Here is a 23,305-nt window from a genome sequence, read left to right as displayed (position 1 = left end):
GGGCACGTGTTTCGGACCGACAACGGCGGCGCGACCTGGACATCGCTCGGCGCGCAGCCGGTCGCGAGTGGCGGGCTCCCGAACGTGGGCGCAAACGTGATCAAGGTCGATCCCGGCGATCCGGCAATCCTCTACGTCGGGACGATGATCGGGCTCTACCGGTCGACGGATTCTGGCTCGACCTGGTCGCGCTTCGGAGCGGGATCGCTTCCGCTGGTCGAAGTGCGCGACGTCTGTTTCGCTCCTCCGGGGTCCCCAGGCGGCAGCGAGCGGCTCACGGTTGCCACCTACGGACGCGGCTTCTGGCAGATCGATACTGCGGCTGTCTCCGCCGCCGGGGTCCGCGGCCTTGGCGACACCAACTTCGACGGCCGCATCGACGGAGAGGACCTGATCGATCTCGCGGACAGTTTCAACGCGACGCAGTCGAGCGCGGTCTACCGGTGGCAGGCGGACCTGATTGGCGCCACGAACAGGATTGATGGCGACGATCTGAACGCGCTGCTGGCTGCTCGTCACCATCGCCGCCGTGGCGTGCTCGAGCGGGCCGCCGGTGATCGACAGCTTCGCGGTGGACGAAGCCAATCCCGACGTGGGTGCTCCGGTGACGTTCTCGTTCGCGGTCCGGGGAGCGAGCACCGTGCGCATCGAGCCTGCCCCCGGCGTCGTACACGGCAGCCCGGTCACGGTGGTTCCGTCCGCCTCCGGTACGTTTACGCTGCGGGCGACGAACGAGAACGGCATCGAGGCGACGCGCGGCATCGCCATCACGCTGCGACCGCTGCTCGCCGTCGACGCCGCCGATGCGATGCCGGGACAGGTCTCGCCTGGAAGCGAAGTGAGCCTGGTATGGACCACGACGAGCGCCGAGCGCACGACGCTCACCGACGGCTCCACGGGACGCGCCGACGACGTGGTGGTGAGCGGCTCGCTGGTCGTGCGCCCTTCAGCCACGACCATCTATACGTTGACTGCGTATAACAAGACTGGCCGGCACCCGGACTCGGTGACGGCCAAGATGGCTGCACGCGTCGGCGTCCCGCCATCGGTGAGCAACTTCTCGGTGGACAAGCCCTCGATCGTGCAGGGAGACGAGGCGACGCTGAGCTGGAGTGGAAACGCCGTCAACTACAGCGTCAGCAGCGGCACGACCACGATCAATGTCGGGCCGCGCCGCTCGCTCGCCGTCCGGCCGACGGTGACGACGACGTATACGCTTCACGCGGTCGGTCCGGGCGGCGCGACGACGAGTCCGCCGGTCACGGTGACTGTCGATCCTCACCCGGCCACGACACTGACGTACACGCCATCGGCCGCCACTCCGCTGCAGCTCGTCGCAGACGCTTGCGATTCCTGCACCGTCCTGACGCTGCGGATCAAGGCCACCGCGAGCGTGCAGCTCCGCGGGCTGGCTCTGAACCTCCCGTTGGATTCGACGAAGGTGAGGTTCGACGGATTCGCCGCGGGTGCTGTCCTGTCCAACGCGATCTCCAAGGCGGCGATGGGAACCGGGTTGTTGCGGGACGTCCTCGTGGTCGGGCTCGCCCTGCAGGGCACCGGCGCCGCGCCCGCACCGGATGTGACATTGACCGCTGGAGACGAGCTGGCAAGCTTTAGCTTCGAACTTCTTTCAGCAGGCGGCCGTGGCACGGTTTTCGATGGCGCCGTGCCCCGTGCGGGATACAAGGCCAGCATCCAGACCGCATCCGGGCGAATACCCGGCGCGATTGCCGTGGGCAAGCTGGAAGCGAACTGAGGTCAATGTGGGAACCGCGACCGGTGCGCAGCTCCTCGTGCGGATGCTCAAGGCCGAGGGCGTGCGCCATCTCTTCACGCTCTCGGGGCTGCACATCGCTCCGATCTATGCCGCCTGCGTGGAAGAGGGCATCGCCATCGTCGACACGCGGCACGAGCAGGCGGCCGCGCACGCCGCCGACGCAACGGCGCGGCTGACCCGGGGAATCGGCGTCTGCGCGGTCACCGCGGGTCCGGGCGTGACCGACGCGCTGACCGGCATCGCCAATGCCTATGCCGCGAGCAGCCCCGTGCTCCTGCTCGGGGGCGCCGCGCCCAGCTTCAACGCTGGCAAGGGATCGCTGCAGGAGATGGAGCAGGTGGACCTGTTCACCCGGATCACCAAGTGGTCCGATCGGATCCCCTCTCCCGATCGCGTTCCGACGTACCTCGCGAAAGCGTTCCGGACCATGCTGACGGGCCGCCCTGGACCGGTGTTCCTGGAAGTGCCCTGGGACGTGCTCTCCAATGGAGTGGAGGAAAGCGAAGCGCCGCTGCCCGTCTCGTACCGGACGCGCGCGAGGCAGCCCGGAGATCCGGCGTTCGTCGATCGCGCGGGCGAGCTGCTGTCGGCATCCGCGCGGCCGGTGATCGTGGCCGGCAGCTCGATCCACTGGGACGACGCCGCCGCGCCGCTGGCTGCCTTCGCCGAGCGACTCGGCGCTCCGGTGTACCTGAACGGCGCTGGCCGGGGCTGCCTTCCCGCGGATCACCCGCACTTCTTCTCGCAGACGCGCAAGGACGCTCTGGGCGAAGCGGACGTGGTGGTGATCGCCGGGACGCCGCTCGACTTCCGGCTCGGGTACGGCGCCGGGATCGCCGAGACGGCGAAGATCGTGCAGATCGACAGCGACGGCGCGGAGATCGGCCGCAACCGCGCGGTGGACGTTGGTATCGTCGGAGATTCCCGCAGCGTCCTCGAGCAACTGGCCGCGGCGATCGCCAAGCGGCGCCGCGGCGATGGATGGCTGCGCGACCTTCGCGGCCGTGAGAAGGAGAAGGCCGCGCGACAGGCGGCATACGAGCGATCCGACCAGGTGCCGATCCACCATTTCCGCCTGGCCAGGGAGCTCGACGCTGTCGCCCACGACGCGGGCGACAGCATGTTCGTCGCCGACGGAGGCAATTGGGTGGCCATCGCCGCGAAGGTGATCGCGCTGCGCAAGCCGGGCCGCTGGCTCGACCCGGGACCGCTCGGGTGCCTGGGAGTGGGCGCGCCGTTCGGCATCGCGGCGAAGCTCCTGCATCCCGATCGGCCGCTCTTCGTCATCCAGGGCGATGGATCGTTCGGATTCAACGGCATGGACTTCGACACCGCCCTTCGGTTCCGCCTCCCGATGGTGGTGGTGGTCGGGAACGACGCCGCGTGGGGACAGATCCGGCTGCCGCAAGTGCAGCTCTTCGGTCCGGAGAAGAGCCCGGCGACGCAGCTTGCGCCCACGCGTTACGACAAGGTGATCGAGGCGCTCGGCGGGCATGGCGAGCACGTCACGGAGCCGGCCCGGATCCGGCCAGCGCTGGAGCGGGCCGTCCAGTCGGGAACGGTTGCGTGCGTGAACGTGGTCCTCGACCCGGAGGCGCCCGCGGCGAGCGGCGCCCAGGGCTATGCCATCTGAAGACGCTGCTGCAGCGCTTGCGCTGGACCGCGGGAACGCGCTCCTTCTGGTGATCGACGTGCAGGAACGGCTGGCGACCGCGATGCCGCCCGCCCCTCTCGCCAGGCTGAAGAAGAACGCGGAGGTGCTGATCCGCGCCGCCAGGCGTCTCGCCATGCCCGTCGTCGCGACCGAGCAGTACCCGAAGGGCCTCGGGCCCACCGTGTCCTCACTGCGCGAGCTGCTCCCCGCCGATCCGATGACGAAGATGGAGTTCTCCTGCGGCGCCTCCAGACCGATCGCCCGTGAGATCCTCGGCACCGGACGCCGGCAGGCCATCGTGGTCGGAATGGAGGCGCACGTCTGCGTCTTCCAGACGGTGCGCGACCTGCTGCGGGGAGGCTTCTCGGTGTTCGTGGCGCAGGACGCGGTGATCTCCCGGAGCGACGAGAACCGCGCAGTCGGGCTCGCCCTCTGCGAGAAAGCCGGCGCAACGCTCACCAGCACCGAGGCGGTCCTGTTCGATCTTCTCGGAGTCGCGGGCACGCCCGAGTTCAAGGAGCTGACGGCGCTGATCAAGTGACGTTTGCGCGCCGGACAGCTCCATGCGAATCGTTGGCGTTCCAACGATGCCGGATTCGACCGAAACCCGCGGCGCGGACGACCAACGGGAGCCGCCGCTCGGCGCGGTGCTCGACTTCATGCGCCTGCTCTGGGCGGTGGACCACGCCCTGCAGTCGGCCTCGAAGAGGATGGAAGCGAACTTCGGCATGACGGGGCCGCAGCGCCTCGTGGTCCGGATCGTCGGCCGCTTTCCCGGGACGCCCGCTGGCCGCGTCGCGCAGATCCTCCACGTCCATCCCTCGACGCTGACCGGCATCCTCAAGCGGCTCGAGGCGCGCGGCATCCTCCAGCGCAGGCCCGATCCGCGCGATGCCCGACGCGCGTTGCTGGCGCTGACGGCGAAGGGACGCAAGCTCGACAACCTGCGCACCGGCACGGTCGAGCAAGCAGTGCGGCGGGTGCTGGGAACAGATCCCGCCAAGGTCGCCGCCGCGCAGGAGGTGCTCTTCGCTCTGTCGGAAGAGCTCGACGCAGGCCTCAGGTAGTCCTGGCGGGCTCGTCGGACCGGGCAATGCGGATGTCGGATGGCCCCGGGGCGCGCCCGATGCAGCCGCGGCTGAACCGCCGGACCACCCGGTTGGCGAGCACGACGGCGACGACGAAGGGGACGAGCGCGCACACACCGGCCGCGGCGATGAGCGCGACCTGGTGCCCTGCGGGCGCGAGCATCGCCTTGCGCCAGAGAAACAGTGCCAGGACGAGCCCGACCAGAATGCCCCAGAAGGCGATCAGCATCCCGGTCCGCGCGCCGTAGTAGCCGCGGATGGCCGCCGCCAGCTCGCGGTCGCGCAAGAACGTCTTGCGTCCCTGCGGCTGCGCCACGTCGATCAGTGGATGCCCCTCGCCACAGCGCGGGCAGTCGCGACCGCCCGACCAGGTCCTGCGACAGACGGGGCAGATCTTCAGCATGCCTGCATGTTAGCTCGCTTGAGACTGTACAGCGCATCAGAACCGTTCTAGAGGGGCGCGGATGACGAAGACCTTCGATTTCTTCTACGACCTGGGCTCTCCTTACAGCTATCTCGCCTCCACGCAGCTCGCCGGCATCGAGCAGCGCACGGGGGCAAAGGCGCGCCTGCTGGCGATCACGCTCGGCGGGCTGCGCAAGGCGACCGGTCACCACATCCCGCCTCCGCAGCAGCTCAAGTACATGAGCGAGGACACGGCGCGCTGGGCGCAGGACTACGGGGTGAAGATGCAGATCCCCAAGGCCTTTCCGGTCAGCACCATCCGGGCCCTGCGCGCCTGCATCGCCGCCGATCTCAAAGGCAAGGGCGCCGAGGCCATGCACGCTCTCTTCCACGCGTACTGGGGGCAGGGCGACGACATCTCCGACGCCCCCGTGATCGAGCGCGCGTTGAAGAAGGCGGGCCTCGACGGCAAGGCGCTGGTGGCCCGGACGGAGGACCAGGAGATCAAGGACTGCCTGCGCAAGAACACCGATCTGGCCCTGGCGCGCGGCGTGTTCGGCGTCCCCACACTGTTCGTCGGTGAGCGCAGCTTCTGGGGAAACGACCGGCTGCAGTTCGCCGAAGCCGAGCTTCGCAGGCAAGGATAGAATCTGCCGCCGGGAGAAGCGCCATGCCCGACACCAACGCCTGCGTCGCAGGCGCGCTGCTCGGCGCGAAGTTCGGCAAGTCGCGCATTCCCGAACGGTGGGTCTCGAAGCTCAAGGCCGCGCCCGAGCTGACCTCCCTGGCTGAGCAGCTCTACCGGCTTCTCTAGAAGGCAGACGCGTGCGCGCCCTCACCTGCGTGCTGCTTGTCTACCGGAACAGCCGTGCCGCCAGGTTGACGAGAATCGTCAGCACCAGCGACGCCACCAGGCAGGTCACGATGGGAAAGACAAAGTGCTCACCGCGGACGTCGCCCGGGAGCCGGCCCATCCAGCGCAGAGTTCCAGGCGCGAGCCAGAAAAGCAATCCGACTGCGGCGATGGCCAGCCCGAGGACGACCAGCAGCTTGCCGGCCGCGGGGCTCATCCCGCGCCGTACGTATGAAGACCTTCACCGGTCAGGCCGAGGTTCACGCCCATGAACGTGAACACGACCACCGCGAACGCGAAGACGGCGATCGCGGCAGGGCGCTTTCCTGCCCACCCGAGCGTGATCCGCGTGTGCAGGTAGCCGGCATAGACGACCCAGGTGATCAACGCCCACGTCTCTTTCGGGTCCCACCCCCAGAAGCGACCCCAGGCCTCGTTCGCCCACATCCCGCCCATGACGATACCGATGGTCAAGAGCGGCCAGCCCGCGATGATGACGCGGTACGTGATGTCCTCGAGCTTGCGCGGATCGGGCAGGCTCTCGGAGATGCGATTGCGCAGGGGGGTCGTGAGCAGGAAGCCCAACGTCGTTCCCCAGACGAGGGCGATGAGCCCGAGCGCGTAGTTCGAAGCGAGGGAAAGCCGGAACGGACCGTGCTCACCCGGGGCGAGCTGCACGCCCTCCGGCAACGTGATCTCCGGGGACCGGACGATCCGCCACACCAGCAGCGCGAGTCCGAGCGTGAGAAGGGCGAATCCTGCCGTCACCAGCTTGTACCCGGCTGCCCGCACGCCCGACTCGGTGCTCCGCTGCCGGTAGTAGACGACGGCGGCGATGGCGAAGAGGACGATCGCGCCGAGCAGGAATGGGCCCACGCCTGCGACCGGAGTGAGAAACTTCACCGCCTTGTCGGTGCCCGGGAGGACGACATGCGCCGCCGTCGTGACGTCGAGCAGCTTGCCCGGATGCAGCCGGCTCTGGATCTGGTGCTGCCACCCCGGCGCCATCTCGTAGGTGGCGCCGAAGAGGAGGCGGGCTCCGCCGACGAGCGCCAGGAGCAGCCCCGCCGCGACCGCCTGCACCCCGCCGAGGACGGCGGTGGGCGTGCCCGTCCGCACCAGGTAGAGCAGCGCGCAGACCGCGCCGAGCGTGAAGAGGGAATAGGCGACGAACAGCATTCCGACGTGGATCAGGATCCAGTAGCTCTGCAGCGCCGGGACCAGGGGCTCGATCTGCTTGTCGGCCACCAGCGACGCCTCACCCATGGCGACGAGCGCCAGCGCGACCGCCAGCACGCCGACGACGCGCAGCCCCCATTTGCGCTCGATGATCAGGTAGCAGACCATCATCGCCCAGGCGACGAAGTTGAGCGCGTCGAACAGGTTCGTGTACGGCGGATGCGAGACCATGAACCAGAAGCGATCCATCGAGCTGAGCACGTCGCCGCTCTTCTCGCGGGAGAGGATCTCGATCTGCCCGGCGGCGATCCAGCGCGTCACCAGATAGGCGGTGTGCGTGGCGACGCCGAGCACCGCCAGCGCCGTCGCCGCGCGGTCGAGCTTCAGCTTCTGGATCGCCAGCCGCCCGGCGTAGGAGACGAACGCGGCGGCGTAGGTGCCGATCGCCGCGAAACGGAGGAATACGCCCCAGCTCAGAAGATCTTCGACGGATCCCATCGAATCGGGTCTTCTATCACTTCTGGCATCGCGCGCAGTAGTACGTGATCCGCTGCGTCGTCTTGACGCGGACGGGATCGCCACAGACGAGGCAGGGCCTGCGGGAACGGCCGTAGACCCACATCCGCGAACCGCCGAGGGCGTTGCGGGTATTCCGCGGCCCGGCCGTCCGGTTGCGCACCAGGAGGCGATGCGAACGGTCGATGAGCGAATCGAGCGCGCGGTCCTCGAGGGAGGCCACGGTGCGGAACGGATCGAGGCGCTCGAGGAACAAGGCCTCGCACTTGATGACGTTGCCGACGCCGGACAGGGCCCACTGCGCCAGCAGGGCGCGCTCGAGGGAAGCACCACCCATCTGTCTCAGCCGGCGCCTCGCCTCCTCGCCATCGAACGCGTCGATCGTCGCGTCGGGGCCGAGCTCCTCGATGGTGGCCGGCTTCAGCCACTCGACGACTGGCGCGTTGAAGCACACGGCGACGAAGCCGTTGTCGGCATGCAGCTCGAGCCGGGCCTGGAAGGCGGGCCGTCGCCAGCGCTCGCCTTCGCGATAGATGTGCCACGATCCGTGGAGCATCATGTGCGTGCGCAGCGTCCGTCCCTTTTCGAAGCGGACGAGGAGGTTCTTGCCGCGCGAGGTCACCTCCTCGATGCGCTCGCCGAGTGGGGCGCGGCCGAGATTGCCGTTGAACCGCGTCACGCGGGCGCCGACCAGCGTCTTGCGCAGGGCGGTGGCGGCGCGAAAGATGGTGTCGCCCTCAGGCATCTTCCTCTTCCAGAGCCTCCATGGCTTCGGCCGGGGGAGTCCCACGGCCGAGGGGAGCGCGCTTCAGGTAGCCCCGGACGCCAGCCGTGAACCCGGCTTCCTTCAGCGCAGGCGCGAGCGTAGATCCGTTGACGTCTTCGCCGTCGACGCGGGCGATCAGCAGGGCCCGGCGCCGGCCGTCCTCGACGAGCGAGGCGAGGCCGTGTGTCAGTGCGCGCGCGAAGCGCGACCGGTCGGGCTCTTCGGCGGGCAGGTACGTGTGCAGGTTGTGCTCGCTCCGGCTGAGCCAGCCGACGAGCATGCCGTCGTGCAGCACCACTTGCGCGCCCGCGGCACGCTGGGCGCGGCCCTCGCCGTCCACACGCGGCCAGGGCAGGACCGCGCCGTAGGGGTTCGCGGGATCGGTCGCCGCAAGCACGATCGTCGCCGGTTCCGGAGGCGCGTCGCGGAAGCTGCGCAGCCGATCCTCGGCGCCGGGAACGGCGAACTGGGCGCCCCCGAGCCCGGCGACGAAGTAGCCGCGGCGCGCGCGTCCGGCTTCCTCCATCGCCTTCAGCACCGGGTACACCGCCGCGAAGCCTCCGGCGATCTCCTCCGCGTGGACCGATTCGCGCGTGACCACGCCATGCCGCGAAAGAAGCGCCTGTGCGAGGGCGGCAGCGCGCTCGGTGGGCGTTCCCGACGCCTCGGGAAGCAGCGACCAGCGGCCCTCGCTGCCCGGCGGACCGATCCGCCGCGAGCGGAAGGGACGCCCGAGATGCGGCGTGCGGCGATCTTCCTTCGGCGGCCCGCGCAGGTACGATCGGAGCGGCGCGAGCGTATCGTTCGTGACCTCGCCGGCCCAGACCAGGTCCCACAGCGCCTTCAGGAGGTCGGCGGGGAATGCGCCGGTCGCCGCCGTCAGGTCGGCGAAGAACGAGGCGCCGCGCCTGCGCAGCTCCTGGCGGAGCTTCTCGCAGAGCGCGCCTTCCGCTTTCTTCGGGGGCGGCGCGAGCAGCCGATAGTGGTCCGTGAGGTACAGCGCGATGCGCCCGTCGCGGCTTCCCACCGGTTCGACGCCGCGCCAGATCAGCTCTCCGGCGGAGAAGAGGACGTCGAGATCGCCTGGGCGGAGCGGCTGGATCCGCGCGGTAAGGATTTCGCGCTCGAGCGCGCTCGCGACCAGCGGCGCGCCCTGAAGCTGCTCGACGGCGCCGAGCAGCGCATCGAGGCCCCGGCGCGGCCGCGCGATCCCCTGCCAGTCGGCGAGAAAGCGCCCCAGCGCGGCGGGGTCCACGGGCTCCACCTGCTTGCGCAGCTTCGCGAGCGCGCGGCGCTTGAGTCCCTTGAGGACCTCCGCGTCGACCCATTCGCGGCCTCGGCCGTTGGGCAGGAACTCGCCCTCGAGCACCCGCTCCTGCGATGCGAGCCGCTCCAGCGCCTCCCGGACCACGGCAACGCCGATCCCCCAGCGCGAGGCGAGGTCTTCGGCCCGGAACGGGCCGTGGGTGCGCGCCCAGCGCGAGACGAGGTCGCCCAGCGGGTCCTTCACCGGCTCGAGAAGCTCCCGCGGAAGCCCCGCTGGCGGCGGGACGCCGAGCGCATCGCGGACGCGGGCCGCGTCCTCCGCCGCGACCCATCGCTTCTCGCCGGCGAGGTTCAGCGGAAAGGCGCGGCGCTGCTCGAACAGCTCCTGCAGCGGCGGGTCGCCTTCGAACCGCCGCCGCAGCTCCCCCTCGGAAAGGTCGCCGAGCGCGAGCAGCAGATCGTGGAGCCCGTCGATTCCGTGCGCCGGGCGGGACAGGCGCTGGGCCGCGTGCTCGTGCTCGTCGATGGAACGCGCGTCGAGCAGCTCGCGCATCTCCGCCTCGCCCAGCAGCTCACGCAGCTGGGCCTGGTCGACGGAGAGCGCCTGCGCGCGGCGCTCGGCGAGCGGGGTGTCGCCGTCGTAGATGAAGTTCGCGACATAGCTGAAGAGCAGCGAAGCGGCGAACGGCGAGGGCGTGCGCGAGTCGACGGTGACGACGCGCAGGCGGCGGTCCTGCACGCGACGCAGCGTCTCCTGCAGCCCGGGAAGGTCGAAGACGTCGCGCAGGCATTCCCGGTACGTCTCCAGCAGCAGAGGAAAGCTGCCGTACCGCGAGGCGACCTGGAGCAGATCGCGCGCCCGCTTTCGCTGCGCCCAGAGCGGGCTGCGCCGGCCCGGATGTCGGCGCGGCAGGAGCAGCGCCCGCGCCGCGTTCTCGCGGAAGCGCGCGGCGAAGAGCGAGGTCGTCCCCAGCGCCTGCACCACGAGGTCCTCGACCTCGTCCGCGCGTGGAAAGAACAGCTCCGGCTCGGGCGGCGCGTCGGATTCGGCGATGCGGAAGACCATGCCGTCGTCGGTCCACATCGTCTCCACTTCCAAGCCGCGGTCCTGCTCCAGCCGGCGCACGACGGCGGTGGTCCACGGCGCATGCACGCGCGCGCCGAACGGGGTCAGCACGCAGACGCGCCAGTCGCCGACCTCGTCGACGTAGCGCTCGACAATCACCGTCTCGTCGCTGGGAACCTCGCCGGTGGCATCCGCCTGGTCGTGCAGGTACTGCAGGAGATTTGACGCTGCCCGCTCGTCGAGCCCGTCCGCCTGCAGCCGCGAGAGCGCCTTCGCCTTCGGCGTGCGCGCCAGCTCGCGGGAGAGTCGCCCGACGTGCGTCCCGAACTCCAGCGGGCGTCCGGGCCGGTCGCCGTGCCAGAACGGCATCTTCCCCGGCTCGCCGGGAGCCGGGGTGACCATCACCTTGTCCTGGGTGATCTCCTCGATGCGCCAGCTGGAGGCGCCGAGCACGAACACCTCGCCCTCCCGCGATTCGAACACCATCTCCTCGTCGAGCTCGCCGACCCGCCGCTGCTTGCCGCCTGCGGCGCCGCCAATGCTCCGGCCTTCGGCCTCCGCCCGCCCCGCGGCGGAGCCGCGGGGCTCCCCGGTCGCCAGGAACACGCCGTACAGACCGCGATCGGGGATGGTGCCGGCATTTGCCACGGCCACGCGGGCGGCGCCCTCGCGCGCCCGAAGCGTTCCGGCGATCCGATCCCACGTCAGCCGCGGGCGCAGCTCGGCGAACTCGTCGGAGGGATAGCGCCCGGAGAGCATGTCGAGCACGCCGTCGAACGAGCCGCGGGGCAGATCCGCGAACGGCGCCGCCCGGCGAACGAGCTCGTAGACCTCGTCGACCTTGTGCACGCCGTCCGAGGTGTGGGCGACGATCTGCTGGGCGAGCACGTCCAGGGGGTTGCGCGGATAGAACGTCTCCTCGACCTGCCCGGCGCCCATTCCCCACGCGGCCGCGGCGCTGCAGAGCAGGTCGCCGCGGTGCTTGGGGAACATCACCCCTTTTGGCACGCCGCCCACTTGGTGCGAGGCGCGCCCGATGCGCTGCAGACCCGACGCGATCGACGGCGGAGCCTCGATCTGCACGACCAGGTCCACCGCGCCCATGTCGATGCCGAGCTCCAGCGAGGACGTGGCGACGATCGCCGGCAAAGCCCCCCGCTTGAGCCGATCCTCCATCTCCTGGCGCTTGTCGCGCGCGACCGACCCGTGGTGGGCGAGCGCCACCTCCGCGCCGGCAAGCTCGTTGAGCGCGCCCGCGAGCCGCTCCGCGAGGCGCCGGCTGTTGACGAAGATCATCGTCGAGCGATGCGCCCGGATGAGCTCGAGCAGCCTCGGATGGATGGAAGGCCAGATGCTTCGCCGCTGCGGCCCGGCGGAAGCCGGCCCGGAGGGGATCTCCTCCAGCTCGCCGAGCCTGGACAGGTCGTCGACCGGCACCTCCACCCGGACCTCCAGCTCCTTCTTCGATCCCGCGTCGACGATCGTCACCGGCCGCGGCCGCCATTTCTTCCCGGCGGGCTGTCCGCCGCCGAGCAGGCGCGCCACCTCGTCGAGCGGGCGCTGGGTGGCGGAGAGGCCGATGCGCTGGAGCTCGCGCCGCGCCTGCTGCTGAAGGCGCTCGAGGGAGAGGAATAGATGGGCGCCGCGCTTGGTCGGAACGAGTGAGTGGATCTCGTCGACGATGACGGTCTCGACCGGACGAAGAATCTCGCGCGCCTGCGAAGTGAGCAGCAGGTACAGCGATTCTGGCGTGGTGATGAGGATATCCGGCGGCGTACGCAGCATCTGCGCCCGCTCGCTCGCCGGGGTGTCGCCCGTGCGGATGGCCACCTGGGGGACGTGCAGGACACCGCCCTGCGTCGCGATGCCCGCCAGCGGGGCGCGGAGATTGCGCTCCACGTCGACGGCCAGGGCCTTGAGCGGCGAAACGTACAAAACCCGGCAACGCTCCTTTTTTGCTGGAGCCTCCGTGAACATCAGGCGGTCTATGGCCGTCAGAAAGGCTGCAAGCGTCTTCCCGGACCCGGTGGGCGCGAGGAGAAGGGTCGATTCTCCCGAGAGAATTGGCGGCCAGCCGAGGGCTTGCGCACGTGTGGGAGCCGGAAACGACGCCTCGAACCACCGCTGGACGGGGGGGTGGAAAGCGGCTGATTTCGGCAACGAATCCGCTCCCCGGGCATCTATAGGGACCCGAGAGAAGGACCCTGCGTCATAACGACGCGAAATGAAATGCGCAACAACGTCGCGCGTCGTGCATCAAAGGAATGTGTGAACGGCTGGATCGTTCAGGAGTCGGATCGAAAGGTGATTTCGAGCGTTTGGGTGTGATGCCCAAGGGGATGAGAGGAAGGAAGGCAGATGCCGCGCGACCGCAGTGAATTCGACGATCTGGCGCCGCTGATCAAGCTGATCCGCGCCCACCCGCCGTTCGACCGCGAGACGGAGCTCGTGGTCACGCGGAAGGCGCGGAAGGGCGACAAGCGCGCGCAGGAAAAGCTCGTGGTGCACAACCTGAGCCTCGTCATCTCGGTCGCCCGCAAGTTCATGGGGCGCGGCGTCCGTCTCGAGGACCTGGTCCAGGAGGGCAACTACGGCCTGCTCAAGGCCATCGAGCACTTCGACCCGGAGAAGGGCAACCGGTTCTCGACATACGCGGTGTGGTGGATCCGCGCCTACATCACCCGTTGCCTGAAGGACGGCCCCTCTGCCGTGCGGCGGACGATGCCCAACGGCGGTCTTCCTCCGCGGGACATCTCCCTGGAGGAGACGCTGGGGACGGACGGTGACAGCGACGCAACCCACCTGGACCGCCTCGCAGATGACACGCCGGGGCCGGATGCCCAGCTCCTGCGCGCCGAGCAGAACGAGGACGTGCGCAACGCCCTCGGCCGCGTGCGCAAGCGGATGGGCGAGCTGGCCTGGGACATCCTGAGCGACCGCCTGACGCAGGACGACCCGCGAACGCTGGAGGACCTGGGAAAGCAGTGGGGCCTCTCTCGCGAGCGCGTGCGGCAGGTGGAGAAGAGCACGCGAAACTTCCTCAGCCGCTACCTCTCGGACTTCGACGAGGCGGCGTAAGGCGAAGGAAGCGGACGCGACGACGAAGGGCGCACCTCCTCCCCTGGAGTGCGCCTTTCTCGTTTTCTTGACTACCCACTTTCCTGACCAGGTCGAACCGGCAAGATGACCGGGCTTCTTGCCAGCCCGCCGGGCGGGGTAGCCTCGCTCGGATGCGCCGCCTCGTCCTCTTCTCCCTCTTGCTCTCCTGCGCGCACGCGCCCGCCGCTGAGGTGCAGGCCACTTCCCGAAAGACTCCCGTCCGCGCCGAGGTCGGCGAGAACCAGACCGATCCGGTTCGCAAGTCGTGCAAGGGGAGCGGCCCGGTGATTCCCGAAGGCGAGACGGTCGCCGGTGTCGTGCGCGCCGCTTACCTGGTCGGCGCGGACGGCAAGGTCAGCGAGGTGACGGTCAGCGGCAAGGCGACGGCGGGCGCGATCAAGGCCATCCAGCGCTTCATTGCCGGTTGCGCTTACGCGCCCGCGTTGCGTGAGGGCAAACCCGTCGCCGTTCGCTGGCGCGGCGAGCTGGACTTCACCGGGCGCTAGCAGGAGCGTTGGATGTCCGCGATGGGTGAAGAGGTGCGACCGATCGACGACCAGGTCGCGATCGCCGTCGAGCGGAAGTTGGTCGGCATCGCCCAGCAGTTCGACGCCTCGCTGCGCGACCGCGTCACGCTGCTCTTGATGGCGGCGGCGGAAGGCATCGTGAAGGTGGCCGAGCTGGATCTGGTGCGGTACGAGGCGGAGCAGGGTGGCCATACGCTCGCTCTCTGGGAAGAGATGGCGCCGGTCACCGGCGCCACCGTCCAGAACGTGAACGAGATGATCGCGGGCGCGACGGCGCAGTTTCCTCCGCCCCCGGAGGACGAGAGCGCCGGCGATCTGGACGCCGCTTTCGGACCCGACACGGGCGCGGCGACGGAGGAACCGGCCCCCAAGAGCACTGCCGAGCAGATCGCCAGCCTCGTCGCCGCAGTGTGCTCGGGCATGCGCCGCGACGTGGCCCGCCTCGGCGACCGGCTCCGCAATCCGACGGTGATGCGCGATCCGTGGATGCTGATTCAGGACCTGCTGGAGTTCCGCGGCCGCGTCCGGCTTGGCCTCGGCGAGCTCGTCTACCAGGTCTGCAGCTTCATCGCGGAGGTCGAGCGCGAAACCGTCATTCCCGGCTACGTGGCCGAGCTGGAAAACAGCCTGCTGGTGCGCAGCGCCACCACGAACCTCGCCTTTCTCTTTCGCGGGCACGCGAAACGCGTCGCCGGCGCCGCGGACGATCGGGTGCTCGCTGCCCTGCAGGACGCCCTCAAGGACGTACACGCCTTCTCCCGCACGAGAGCTCTCGCGCAGCTCCGCACCAGCGACAAGCGGATCTTCCTGGAGACGCGCGCCAGCCTCTATACGCTCTCGAAGGCCGCGCCGCCGCCGTCGCGCGAGATCCGACAGGCGGTGGAAAACATGGCGCGGTTCCTCGACTCCATGTCGGTGGTCTCCCGGCGCGAGAACCTGCGCCTGCACGACCGTGCGCAGCTCGCCCGGGCGGGACGGCACCTGGAGGCTGCCCAGGTGAATCTCGGCTCCGCGGAGACGGCGCTGCACGAGCTGACGGACGCCGTCCGGGCCGCCTCCGCCCTGTACGGCCGCGATGCGCAGCTCGATGCCTACCTTCGCGCCCAGCGTCACTTTCCAGCGGACTGGCTGAGCGAACCGGAGCTGGCGCTGGAGATCGCCCGCGTCTCGGCGCTCCTGGGCGGCGTCGCGGCGCCGTAACCCCTCGCTCCGCTTGCACGCGCCTTGACCGGCGGGCGACAAGCGGGCAAAAAGCGGCGCCCCCTGCCGAGGAGTCATCGCCGATGAAGCGCGTCGCCGCACTGTGTGTTCTCGTCCTCGCCTTCGCCGCCCGAGGCGACGAGGGGATGTGGACGTTCGACAACTTCCCCTCGAAAAAGGTGAAGCAGAAGTACGGCTTCGCGCCGGACGCCCAGTGGCTGCAGGAGGCGCAGCTTGCCTCCGTGCGGCTCGCCGGCGGCTGTTCCGGCAGCTTCGTCTCTCCCGAAGGACTGGTGATGACCAATCACCACTGCTCGCACTCCTGCATCGAGCAGCTGTCGACCAAGGAGAAGGACTTCGTGGCGCAGGGGTTCTATGCGCCGGCGCTGGAGAACGAGGTGAAGTGCCCGGAGATCGAGCTCAACGAGCTGATCCAGATCGGGGACGTCACCGCCCAGGTGCAGGGTGCCACCCGGGGGCTCAAGCCGGGCAAGGAGTTCAACGACAAGCGCAAGGCGGCGATGGCCGCGATCGAGAAGGAGTGCGCGGGGGGAAACGAGCGCTTGCGCTGCGACGTGGTCGACCTCTACCACGGCGGCCAGTACAGCCTTTACAAGTACAAGCGGTTCCAGGACGTGCGCCTGGTCTTCGCGCCGGAGATGGCCATCGCCTTCTTCGGCGGCGATCCCGACAACTTCAATTTTCCCCGTTACGACCTCGACGTCTCCTTCCTCCGCGCCTGGGAGGACGGCAAGCCGGCCCGCACCGGGCACTACTTCCGATGGTCGTCCGCGGGCGCCAAGGAAGGCGATCTCACGTTCGTCTCCGGCCATCCGGGCGGCACCGACCGCGAGCTGACGATGGCGCAGCTCCAGTACCAGCGGGACGTCGCGCTGCCGGAGCGGCTGGTCGACCTGGCGCAGTATCGCGGCGCTCTCACCATGTTCACGCAGCAGTCCGCCGAGCATCGCCGCATCGCGGAGAACGCGCTCTTCAGCACCGAGAACAGCTACAAGGCGATCAAGGGCCGCTTCGAGGCGCTGGTCACGCCCACGCTCTGGAACCAGAAGGTGGGCCGTGAACGGACGCTGCGCGCAAGGGTCGACGGGAAGTCCTCGCTGCGGCGGAAGTACGCGGGCGCATGGGACGACGTGGCGAAGGCGGTCGCGATGTTCCAGCCGCGCCGCAAGGAGTACCGGTACATCGAGCTCGGGGCGGGGTTCAATTCGCCACTCTACAAGATTGCCCGCGACCTGGTCCGCGGCACCGAGGAGCTGCAGAAACCCAACGAGCAGCGGCTGCGCGAGTACACGGACGCGAAGCTGCCGCAGCTGAAGCAGAAGCTCTTCTCGAAGGCGCCGATCTACGAGGACTTCGAGGTGTTCAAGCTGTCGTACGGCCTGGTGAAGGTCCGCGAGGAGCTGGGCGCTGACCATCCGTTCGTGAAGAAGGTGCTCGGCAAGAAGAGCCCGGAAGAGGTCGCCAGCGAGCTGGTGAAGACGAAGCTGTACGACGTCAAGGTGCGCGAGCAGCTCTGGCAGGGCGGCCGGGACGCGGTGCTCGCCTCGAATGACCCGATGATCCAGTTCGCGAAGCTCGTCGACGGCGACGCGCGCGCGATCCGCAAGTGGCACGACGAGGAGGTCGAGACGCTGGAGACGGTCGGAGCGGAGCGCGTGGCGGCGGCCAAGTTCGAGCTGGAAGGCAAGAGCAACTACCCGGATGCCACCTTCACGCTCAGGCTCAGCTACGGCGCGGTAAAGGGATACGCGGAGAATGGTCGGCAGGTGCTGCCGTTCACCAACGTCGCCGGCGCGTTCGAGCGCGCGACGGGGCGCGACCCGTTCCGTCTGCCCGAGAGCTGGATCCGCGCGAACGAGAGCAAGCAGCTGAACCTCTCGACGCCATTCAACCTCTGCACCACCAACGACATCATCGGCGGAAACTCGGGGTCGCCGGTGTTCGACAAGGACCGCCAGATCGTCGGCTTGATCTTCGATGGGAACATCCAGTCGCTCGGCGGTGAATACGGCTTCGACGAGACCGTCAACCGCGCGATCTCGGTGGACAGCGCGGCACTGGTCGAGGCGCTCGATCACGTCTATGGGGCGCGCCGGATCGTCGGCGAGCTGAAGAGCGCGCCCGGAGCGGCGAGCGGAGCGGCTGCCAAGTAGGACGAACGATTTACCTGCTCATCCGTGTTGACGCTCAGAGGGGCGGGATTTACTGTCCTTTCCCCTCGGAGGACCATCATGCGCGCAGAATGGGTCCAGCGGCGTCGCGGCTTTTCCAACGTTACGCAGATGCACTTCGCCCGCCAGGGCGTCGTGACGGAGGAGATGCAGCACGTCGCGCGCCGGGAGAAGCTTCCCGCCGAGCTCATCCGGGCCGAGGTGGCTCGCGGGCGGATGATCATCCCGGCGAACCTGAATCACCCCGAGGTGGAGCCGATGTGCATCGGCATCGCCGCGGCGTGCAAGATCAACGCGAACATCGGCAACAGCCAGATCGACGGCGACGCGCGGACCGAGCTGCACAAGCTGCATGGCTGCCTGAAGTACGGCGCCGATACCGTGATGGATCTCTCCACCGGCGGCGACATCCCCCACATCCGCAACCAGCTGCTCCGCGCCAGCAGCGTTCCGCTCGGCACCGTCCCCATCTACGAGGCCGTCGAGCGCGTGAAGCGCGTCGAGAGCCTCATGCCGCAGGACCTGCTCGACATCGTCGAGGAGCAGGCGCAGCAGGGCGTCGATTACATGACCATCCACGCCGGCATCCTGCGCGACTTCCTGCCGCTGGCGCAGCACCGGATCACCGGCATCGTCAGCCGGGGCGGCGCCCTCATGGCGCAGTGGATGCTCGCCACCGGCCGGGAGAACCCCTGGTTCACGCACTTCGACCAGCTCTGCGAGATCTTCAAGAAGTACGACGTCAGCTTCTCGCTGGGCGACTCGTTGCGCCCCGGCTGCCTCGCCGACGCCTCCGACGAGGCCCAGTTCGCCGAGCTGCGCGTGCTCGGGTACCTGACGGAGAAGGCCTGGGAGCACGACGTCCAGGTGATGATCGAGGGACCCGGACACGTGCCGATGGACCAGATCGAGATGAACATGAAGATCGAGCAGCAGGCGTGCTCCGAGGCGCCGTTCTACGTGCTCGGTCCTCTCACCACCGACGTCGCGCCCGGATACGATCACATCACCAGCGCCATCGGGGCCGCCCTCGCCGGCTGGCACGGCGCCTCCATGCTCTGCTACGTCACGCCGGCCGAGCACCTCAGCCTGCCCAACGCCGACGACGTCCGCCAGGGAATCATCGCCTACAAGATCGCCGCTCACGCCGCCGACGTCGCGCGCCGCCGCCCGGGAGCGCGGGACCGCGACGATGCGCTCTCGCGCGCGCGGTATGCCTTCGACTGGAACCAGCAGTTCGCCCTTTCGCTCGATCCGGAGGCAGCGAAGGCGAAGCACGACGAGACGCTTCCTCACGACGCGTTCAAGACCGCCGAGTTCTGCGCCATGTGCGGGCCGAAGTTCTGCTCGATGAAGGTGCACACGCACCTCGACGAAAAGGCGCAGCCGGCGGTGATCGAGCGTGCCCCCGAGCAACTCGTCCAGGAGTCGCTGGCGTTCGCGCGCCGCGCGGCGCTGCCGCGCACCGGCAGCGTGGCGCAGCCGCCGCCGGTCGGCCTGGGGAAGAAGCCCGCGGCGGCGTGAGCGGCTTCGCCATCGAGACGGACGCGCTGACCCGCCGTTTCGGCGATCAGGTGGCGGTCGACGCCATCGACCTGCGCGTGCCGCGGGGAAGCTTCTACGGCTTTCTCGGCGAGAATGGCGCCGGCAAGAGCACCACCATCTCCATGCTGACCGGTGTCCTTCTCCCCACCAGCGGGACGCTCCGCGTGCTCGAGCTTCCCCCCGGCGACGCCCTCAAGCGCCGCATCGGCGTGGTCCCGGACGGGCTGCTCCTCTTCGACCGGCTGACTGGGCGCGAGCACCTGGTCGTGGTCGGGCGCCTGTACGGGCTTGGGCGCACCGAGTCGGCGCGACGGGCCGATGAGCTGCTCGCCACCATGGAGCTGGCCGGCGAGGCGCGGAAGCTGATCGCGGACTACTCGTTCGGGATGCGCAAGAAGCTGGCGTTGGCCTCCGCCCTGATCCACGGCCCGGAATTGCTCTTCCTCGACGAGCCTTTCGAGGGAGTGGATGCGGTGGCGAAGGCTTCGCTCACCGCGCTCCTCTCGGACCTGGTCCGGCGCGGGCGGCTCACCGTGTTCCTCACTTCTCACGTGCTGGAGGTCGTGGAGCGGCTCTGCGACAACGTCGGCGTGATCCACAGGGGCCGCCTGGTCGCGCAGGGGACCCTCTCCGGAGTGGTCCAGGCCGTGCCAGGGGCGGCATCCTTGACCGACGCGTTCGTGCGCCTCGTCGGCGAGGGACGCGGGGGGACCCGCGCGCTCTCGTTCCTGCCGTGAGGGCGGTCTGGCCCGAGCAGGCGCGCACTCTCGTCGGCTTGCGCGCGCGTCTGTGGTGGCGGCGACTGGTCCATGGCAAGCAATGGGCGAGGGCGGCGATCGGTCTGTTGGCCGCGCTGATCGGCGCCTCGTTCAGCGCCTCGCTCTCGCTGCTTGCCCTGAAGAGCGGCGAGGAGATCGCGCGCCGGCGCGACCTCTTGCCGATACCATCTCTGGCCATCTTCGCCGCCTGGATGTCGATGGCGCTTGCCGGCCGCGTCTGGTTCGGGCTCATCGCGCTTGCGCAGACGCAGGCCTTCCTCGATCCCCGTCGCTTCCGCGCCTTCCCGGTGAGTCAGCTGCTGGTCAGCGCCATCAACCTCGCCGCGCTCCTGTTCGATCCCGTGTGGCTAGTCCTCTATCCTCCGATGATCGCCATCGCGTTTGCGGTCGCCCGCATCCCGGGAGCGCCGGCGGCGTGGGCAATGCTGGTCGCGGAGGCGTTCGCCGTTTTTGCAACTGCCTCCATCCTGCATCTCGGCGCCGCTGTCGCGGCGCTGTTCGATTCGCGTCCGCTGTTGCGGCGGATGTTCTCCGTCGCGCTGCTCCTCGCCGGATTCGCAGGGTTCGAGTTGTCCGCGAAGATGCCCGGGGAGCGCGGTCTCGAGACGCTCTTCAGCGGAGAGGGCTGGCGCCTCACACCCGCGGGATGGATGGCGGCGTTCGCGGACGCGCTCTCGAGAAAGCGCTTCATCGAAGCGCTCGCTCCGTGGCTGCTCCTGGTCGTGCTCGGAGCAGTGTGCACGGGAGCTGCCCACGCGCTTTCTCAACGCGAGCTCCTCCGCCCGCCCGAAGCGGTTCGCGCGCATGCAAGAGCGGCGCGGGGAGGGGGGTGGAAGGTGCCGCTGGTGCCGGGCGCCCTCGCAGCGCTCTTCGAGAAAGAGGCAAAGACCGCGCTGCGGCTCGGCTGGCTGCAGCTGCTCGTCGTGCCCGTCGCCTATCTTCTCCTCGTCCGCGCGGTCTTTCCCGGTCCGCAGCCTCTGCTCATCGCCGCGGTCTATGCGCACCTCGGCGTGCTGGAGATCGCCACCAACGCATTCGGCCGCGACGTGGACGCGGCGCGCGGCTGGTTCCTCTGGCCCGTTGCGCTCCGCTCCGTCCTCGCCGCGAAGAACGCCGTCGCGTATCTCTTCTCGCTCGCGATCTTCCTGCTCCTCGCCCTGGTCGCGACGCTCGGCGCGCACGTCACCCCAGGCCAGGTCCTGATCGGTCTGCTCGCCCATGCCGCCGTTTTTCCGCTTCTCGCCAGCTTTGGAAACGCGATCAGCATCCTCTTTCCGGTCCCCGCACGCGGCGCGCGCTTGCGGCGCATCCGTGGCGCCGGGCCGGTCGGCTCGCGCTTCGCGGCGATGTTCCTGCTTGCCGCAGGCGCATGGGCGCCGTACGCCATCGCCCGCGCGACAGGCATCCACCTCTACGTCGCGTATGCGGGAGAGCTGATCGCGATGGCGCTGGTGTATCCCGCGCTGCTCGGCGCCTCCGCGAGCCTCGCGGAGAGGCGGCGCGAAACACTACTCGGCGCGCTTGCGCGCGACGAGTAGCGCTTCACTCTTTCGGGCCGAGAGGCGTTCCGTCGTCCAGCGGCTCGTCGCTTCCGGGAACGTAGTGGGGGTTCTTGCGCAGGATCCCCGGACCGCCGTCCCAGCCGAAGAGCGCGAGGATGGTGTGGTACGCGCCGACCAGTGCCATGTATGCCGCCGCGAGCGCCATCACGCCGAAGCAGACCAGCAGGCCGTACATCCAGGGCCGGGCCGCCTCGGCCGGGCCGCCGGACACGCGGGCCTCCACGAACCCGATGAGGCAGGCGAGCACCGCGACTGTGAGCAGGAGCGCGCCCGTTCGCAGGATCTTCGGCATCGCTAGGTCTCGAAGCTCGCGCCGCAGGAGCACGTGCTGCGGGCCTGGGGATTGTCGAACCGGAAACCGGGTCCGCGCGGCAAGTCGATGATGGTTCCATCGAGCAGAGGAACGCTGATGGGATCCACCGCGATGCGCAGGCCCTGAACGTCGACGACAGCGTCGTCCGGCCGGGCACTCTCGACGAAGTAGAGATCGTAGGTGAGCCCGTTGCATCCGCCCCCCACGACGGCGATGCGCAGCAGCCAGCCTTGCACCTCCGCATCCTTCGCGCGAACCAGCACCGCCTTTGCGGCGCGGTCGGTGAGCGACAGCCGCATCGGGCCCATGGCTAGAGGGCGCTCGCCGGACGGGGCGCGGCCATTTCCTGCTGCCGGAGAGCTTCCAGCTCTTCGTCCGGAATGCGGACGAACGCCTCGACGCAACGAGGATCGAACTGCGTGCTGGCGCATCGGGCGATCTCCTGGCGCGCCTGCGCGAAGGTCGCGGCCTTGCGATACGGCCGGTCGCTGGTCATGGCGTCCAGGGTGTCCGCGATGGCGAAGATGCGGGCGCCGAGCGGGATCGCCTCTCCGCGCAGCTTGCGCGGATACCCGCCGCCGTCCCAGCGCTCCTGATGGGCGAGGACGATCTCCGCCGCGGGCCGGAGGAAGTCGATGGCCTCGAGAATGCGGTAGCCGACTTCGGGGTGCCGCCGCATCTCGGCCCACTCCGCGTGCGTGAGCGGTCCGGGCTTGAGGAGGATGCTGTCGGGGACCCCGATCTTTCCGATGTCGTGCAGGAGCGCGCCGCGGCCGATGTCCTCGACATGCGCGATGCCCATCCGCTCGGCGATGGCGAGCGTGTACCGGACCACCCGTTGCGAATGGTCGCTGGTCTCGTGCTCCCGCGCATCGAGCGCGTGCACGAGCGCAGCCAGCGTGCTCGAATAGGCCTGCGCGACCCCGGCCAGCGCCGCCGTCAGCTCCGCGGTGCGCTCCCGCACCCGGCGGGCCAGCCCCTGGTGATAGCGCGCCCGCGCGGACATGAGCTTGCTCTTGCTCCAGGCGCGCTCGATGGCCCGCACCAGCTCGGTGACGCGGGGTGGCTTCAAGAGATAATCGGCGGCGCCGCGCCTCAGGCATTCGACCGCGCTCTCCGTGTCGCCGAAGCCCGTGAGCATGACAACGGCGGCATGGGGATGGCGCTGCAGCACGTTGTCGAGCAGCCAGAGACCGTCGTGCTCGGGCATCTTCATGTCACAGAGCACGAGCGGCAGATCGTCGCCGCGCAGCATTTCCAGGGCCGCGTCCGCGCCCGCCGCCTGGCGGACCGGGTACCCCTCCTCCTTGAGGACCGCCGAGAGCACTTCGCGAACGGCGCGGTCGTCGTCAACCACCAGAACGGTCGGCGGCTGGGAAGGAGCGCCATCGGTCTCTACGGGGGCGAGCTCGGCAGGCGTGTCGAGCGGCTGGCTCCCCAGCCGCAGCATGTCGTCGAGTTCCAACATCCGTCTTTGCGCTAGCATCGCGGTGTAAACCACCCAAGTCAAATCCGAAT

The 23,305-nt window shown here is 69.2% G+C and carries 21 protein-coding genes and 1 pseudogene (1 of these 22 cut by a window edge); 14 read left to right on the top strand and 8 right to left on the bottom strand.

Translation table 11 applies throughout. The features are described from left to right. From E6J58_12015 to E6J58_11995, 5 genes and pseudogenes are all read left to right on the top strand, one after another. Positions 1-100 (top strand): annotated as a pseudogene (locus E6J58_12015) (exo-alpha-sialidase); it begins 2,225 nt to the left of the window's first position. A 429-nt stretch (positions 101-529) separates the two neighbouring features. Next, positions 530-1,756: a hypothetical protein gene (locus E6J58_12010; GenBank protein TMB37336.1), complete on the top strand. Its 1,227-nt coding sequence runs from the start codon at positions 530-532 to the stop codon at positions 1,754-1,756. After that, positions 1,659-3,410, top strand: a complete 1,752-nt coding sequence (locus E6J58_12005; protein ID TMB37335.1) for a thiamine pyrophosphate-binding protein — start codon at positions 1,659-1,661, stop codon at positions 3,408-3,410. Before E6J58_12010 ends, E6J58_12005 begins: the two co-directional genes overlap by 98 nt. Next, positions 3,400-3,972, top strand: a complete 573-nt coding sequence (locus E6J58_12000; protein ID TMB37334.1) for an isochorismatase family protein — start codon at positions 3,400-3,402, stop codon at positions 3,970-3,972. The genes E6J58_12005 and E6J58_12000 overlap by 11 nt, the downstream gene beginning before the upstream one ends. A 22-nt stretch (positions 3,973-3,994) precedes the next feature. Then, positions 3,995-4,498 carry a MarR family transcriptional regulator gene (locus tag E6J58_11995; GenBank protein TMB37333.1) on the top strand — a complete coding sequence of 168 codons (504 nt, stop codon included), beginning with the start codon at positions 3,995-3,997 and terminating at the stop codon, positions 4,496-4,498. Here E6J58_11995 and E6J58_11990 read toward each other — a convergent pair. Beyond that, positions 4,491-4,922: a hypothetical protein gene (locus tag E6J58_11990; protein ID TMB37332.1), complete on the bottom strand. Its 432-nt coding sequence runs from the start codon at positions 4,920-4,922 to the stop codon at positions 4,491-4,493. The two genes, E6J58_11995 and E6J58_11990, sit on opposite strands and share 8 nt — an antisense overlap. A 61-nt stretch (positions 4,923-4,983) precedes the next feature. Here E6J58_11990 and E6J58_11985 point away from each other — a divergent pair, with 61 nt between their 5' ends. Both E6J58_11985 and E6J58_11980 read left to right on the top strand, forming a co-directional pair. Then, on the top strand, positions 4,984-5,571 hold the full coding sequence (locus E6J58_11985; protein ID TMB37331.1) for a 2-hydroxychromene-2-carboxylate isomerase: 588 nt from the start codon (positions 4,984-4,986) through the stop codon (positions 5,569-5,571). A 23-nt stretch (positions 5,572-5,594) separates the two neighbouring features. Then, positions 5,595-5,738 carry an ADP-ribosylglycohydrolase family protein gene (locus tag E6J58_11980; GenBank protein TMB37330.1) on the top strand — a complete coding sequence of 48 codons (144 nt, stop codon included), beginning with the start codon at positions 5,595-5,597 and terminating at the stop codon, positions 5,736-5,738. Positions 5,739-5,778: 40 nt separating this feature from the next. On the opposite strand, the gene E6J58_11975 is transcribed toward E6J58_11980, so the two are convergent. The 4 genes from E6J58_11975 to E6J58_11960 are packed head-to-tail and all read right to left on the bottom strand — an operon-like array spanning position 5,779 to position 12,730. Continuing rightward, complete coding sequence (locus E6J58_11975; protein ID TMB37329.1) at positions 5,779-5,994, bottom strand: DUF2905 domain-containing protein; 216 nt, start codon at positions 5,992-5,994, stop codon at positions 5,779-5,781. Further along, positions 5,991-7,454, bottom strand: coding sequence for a hypothetical protein (locus E6J58_11970; GenBank protein ID TMB37328.1), 1,464 nt, complete (start codon positions 7,452-7,454; stop codon positions 5,991-5,993). Before E6J58_11970 ends, E6J58_11975 begins: the two co-directional genes overlap by 4 nt. Before the next feature lie 16 nt (positions 7,455-7,470). Then, the gene (locus tag E6J58_11965; protein TMB37327.1) at positions 7,471-8,217 is read right to left on the bottom strand and encodes a hypothetical protein; all 747 of its coding nucleotides are present in this window, start codon (positions 8,215-8,217) and stop codon (positions 7,471-7,473) included. Further along, positions 8,210-12,730, bottom strand: coding sequence for a DEAD/DEAH box helicase (locus E6J58_11960; protein TMB37326.1), 4,521 nt, complete (start codon positions 12,728-12,730; stop codon positions 8,210-8,212). Before E6J58_11960 ends, E6J58_11965 begins: the two co-directional genes overlap by 8 nt. Positions 12,731-12,928: 198 nt before the next feature. On the opposite strand from E6J58_11960, the gene E6J58_11955 reads away from it, so the two are divergent. From E6J58_11955 to E6J58_11925, 7 genes are all read left to right on the top strand, one after another. After that, positions 12,929-13,648 (top strand): sigma-70 family RNA polymerase sigma factor, encoded by a 720-nt coding sequence (locus E6J58_11955; protein TMB37325.1) that lies wholly within the window; start codon positions 12,929-12,931, stop codon positions 13,646-13,648. A 152-nt stretch (positions 13,649-13,800) separates the two neighbouring features. Continuing rightward, positions 13,801-14,175 (top strand): hypothetical protein, encoded by a 375-nt coding sequence (locus E6J58_11950; GenBank protein ID TMB37324.1) that lies wholly within the window; start codon positions 13,801-13,803, stop codon positions 14,173-14,175. Between the two features lie 12 nt (positions 14,176-14,187). Next, complete coding sequence (locus tag E6J58_11945; GenBank protein ID TMB37323.1) at positions 14,188-15,396, top strand: hypothetical protein; 1,209 nt, start codon at positions 14,188-14,190, stop codon at positions 15,394-15,396. An 83-nt stretch (positions 15,397-15,479) separates the two neighbouring features. Then, entirely contained in the window at positions 15,480-17,570 is a 2,091-nt protein-coding gene (locus E6J58_11940) for a S46 family peptidase (protein TMB37322.1), read from the top strand. A 78-nt stretch (positions 17,571-17,648) separates the two neighbouring features. Beyond that, positions 17,649-19,112: a phosphomethylpyrimidine synthase ThiC gene (gene thiC, locus E6J58_11935; GenBank protein ID TMB37321.1), complete on the top strand. Its 1,464-nt coding sequence runs from the start codon at positions 17,649-17,651 to the stop codon at positions 19,110-19,112. Further along, entirely contained in the window at positions 19,109-19,870 is a 762-nt protein-coding gene (locus tag E6J58_11930) for an ABC transporter ATP-binding protein (GenBank protein TMB37320.1), read from the top strand. Before thiC ends, E6J58_11930 begins: the two co-directional genes overlap by 4 nt. Continuing rightward, the gene (locus E6J58_11925; protein TMB37319.1) at positions 19,867-21,450 is read left to right on the top strand and encodes a hypothetical protein; all 1,584 of its coding nucleotides are present in this window, start codon (positions 19,867-19,869) and stop codon (positions 21,448-21,450) included. The genes E6J58_11930 and E6J58_11925 overlap by 4 nt, the downstream gene beginning before the upstream one ends. Positions 21,451-21,454: 4 nt before the next feature. Here E6J58_11925 and E6J58_11920 read toward each other — a convergent pair whose 3' ends face one another. Genes E6J58_11920 through E6J58_11910 form a run of 3 tightly spaced genes read right to left on the bottom strand, consistent with a single transcriptional unit; the run spans position 21,455 to position 23,237 of the window. Further along, on the bottom strand, positions 21,455-21,766 hold the full coding sequence (locus E6J58_11920; GenBank protein TMB37318.1) for a hypothetical protein: 312 nt from the start codon (positions 21,764-21,766) through the stop codon (positions 21,455-21,457). Positions 21,767-21,768: 2 nt separating this feature from the next. Further along, positions 21,769-22,218: an iron-sulfur cluster assembly accessory protein gene (locus E6J58_11915; GenBank protein ID TMB37317.1), complete on the bottom strand. Its 450-nt coding sequence runs from the start codon at positions 22,216-22,218 to the stop codon at positions 21,769-21,771. Beyond that, complete coding sequence (locus E6J58_11910) at positions 22,098-23,237, bottom strand: response regulator (GenBank protein TMB37412.1); 1,140 nt, start codon at positions 23,235-23,237, stop codon at positions 22,098-22,100. Before E6J58_11910 ends, E6J58_11915 begins: the two co-directional genes overlap by 121 nt. Positions 23,238-23,305: the final 68 nt, after the last annotated feature.

The organism is Deltaproteobacteria bacterium (assembly GCA_005879535.1).
Taxonomy (GTDB): Bacteria; Myxococcota; Myxococcia; order Myxococcales; family 40CM-4-68-19; genus 40CM-4-68-19.
Note: the sequence above shows the minus strand (reverse complement) of the source record. Positions and strands in the feature narration are given on the sequence as shown.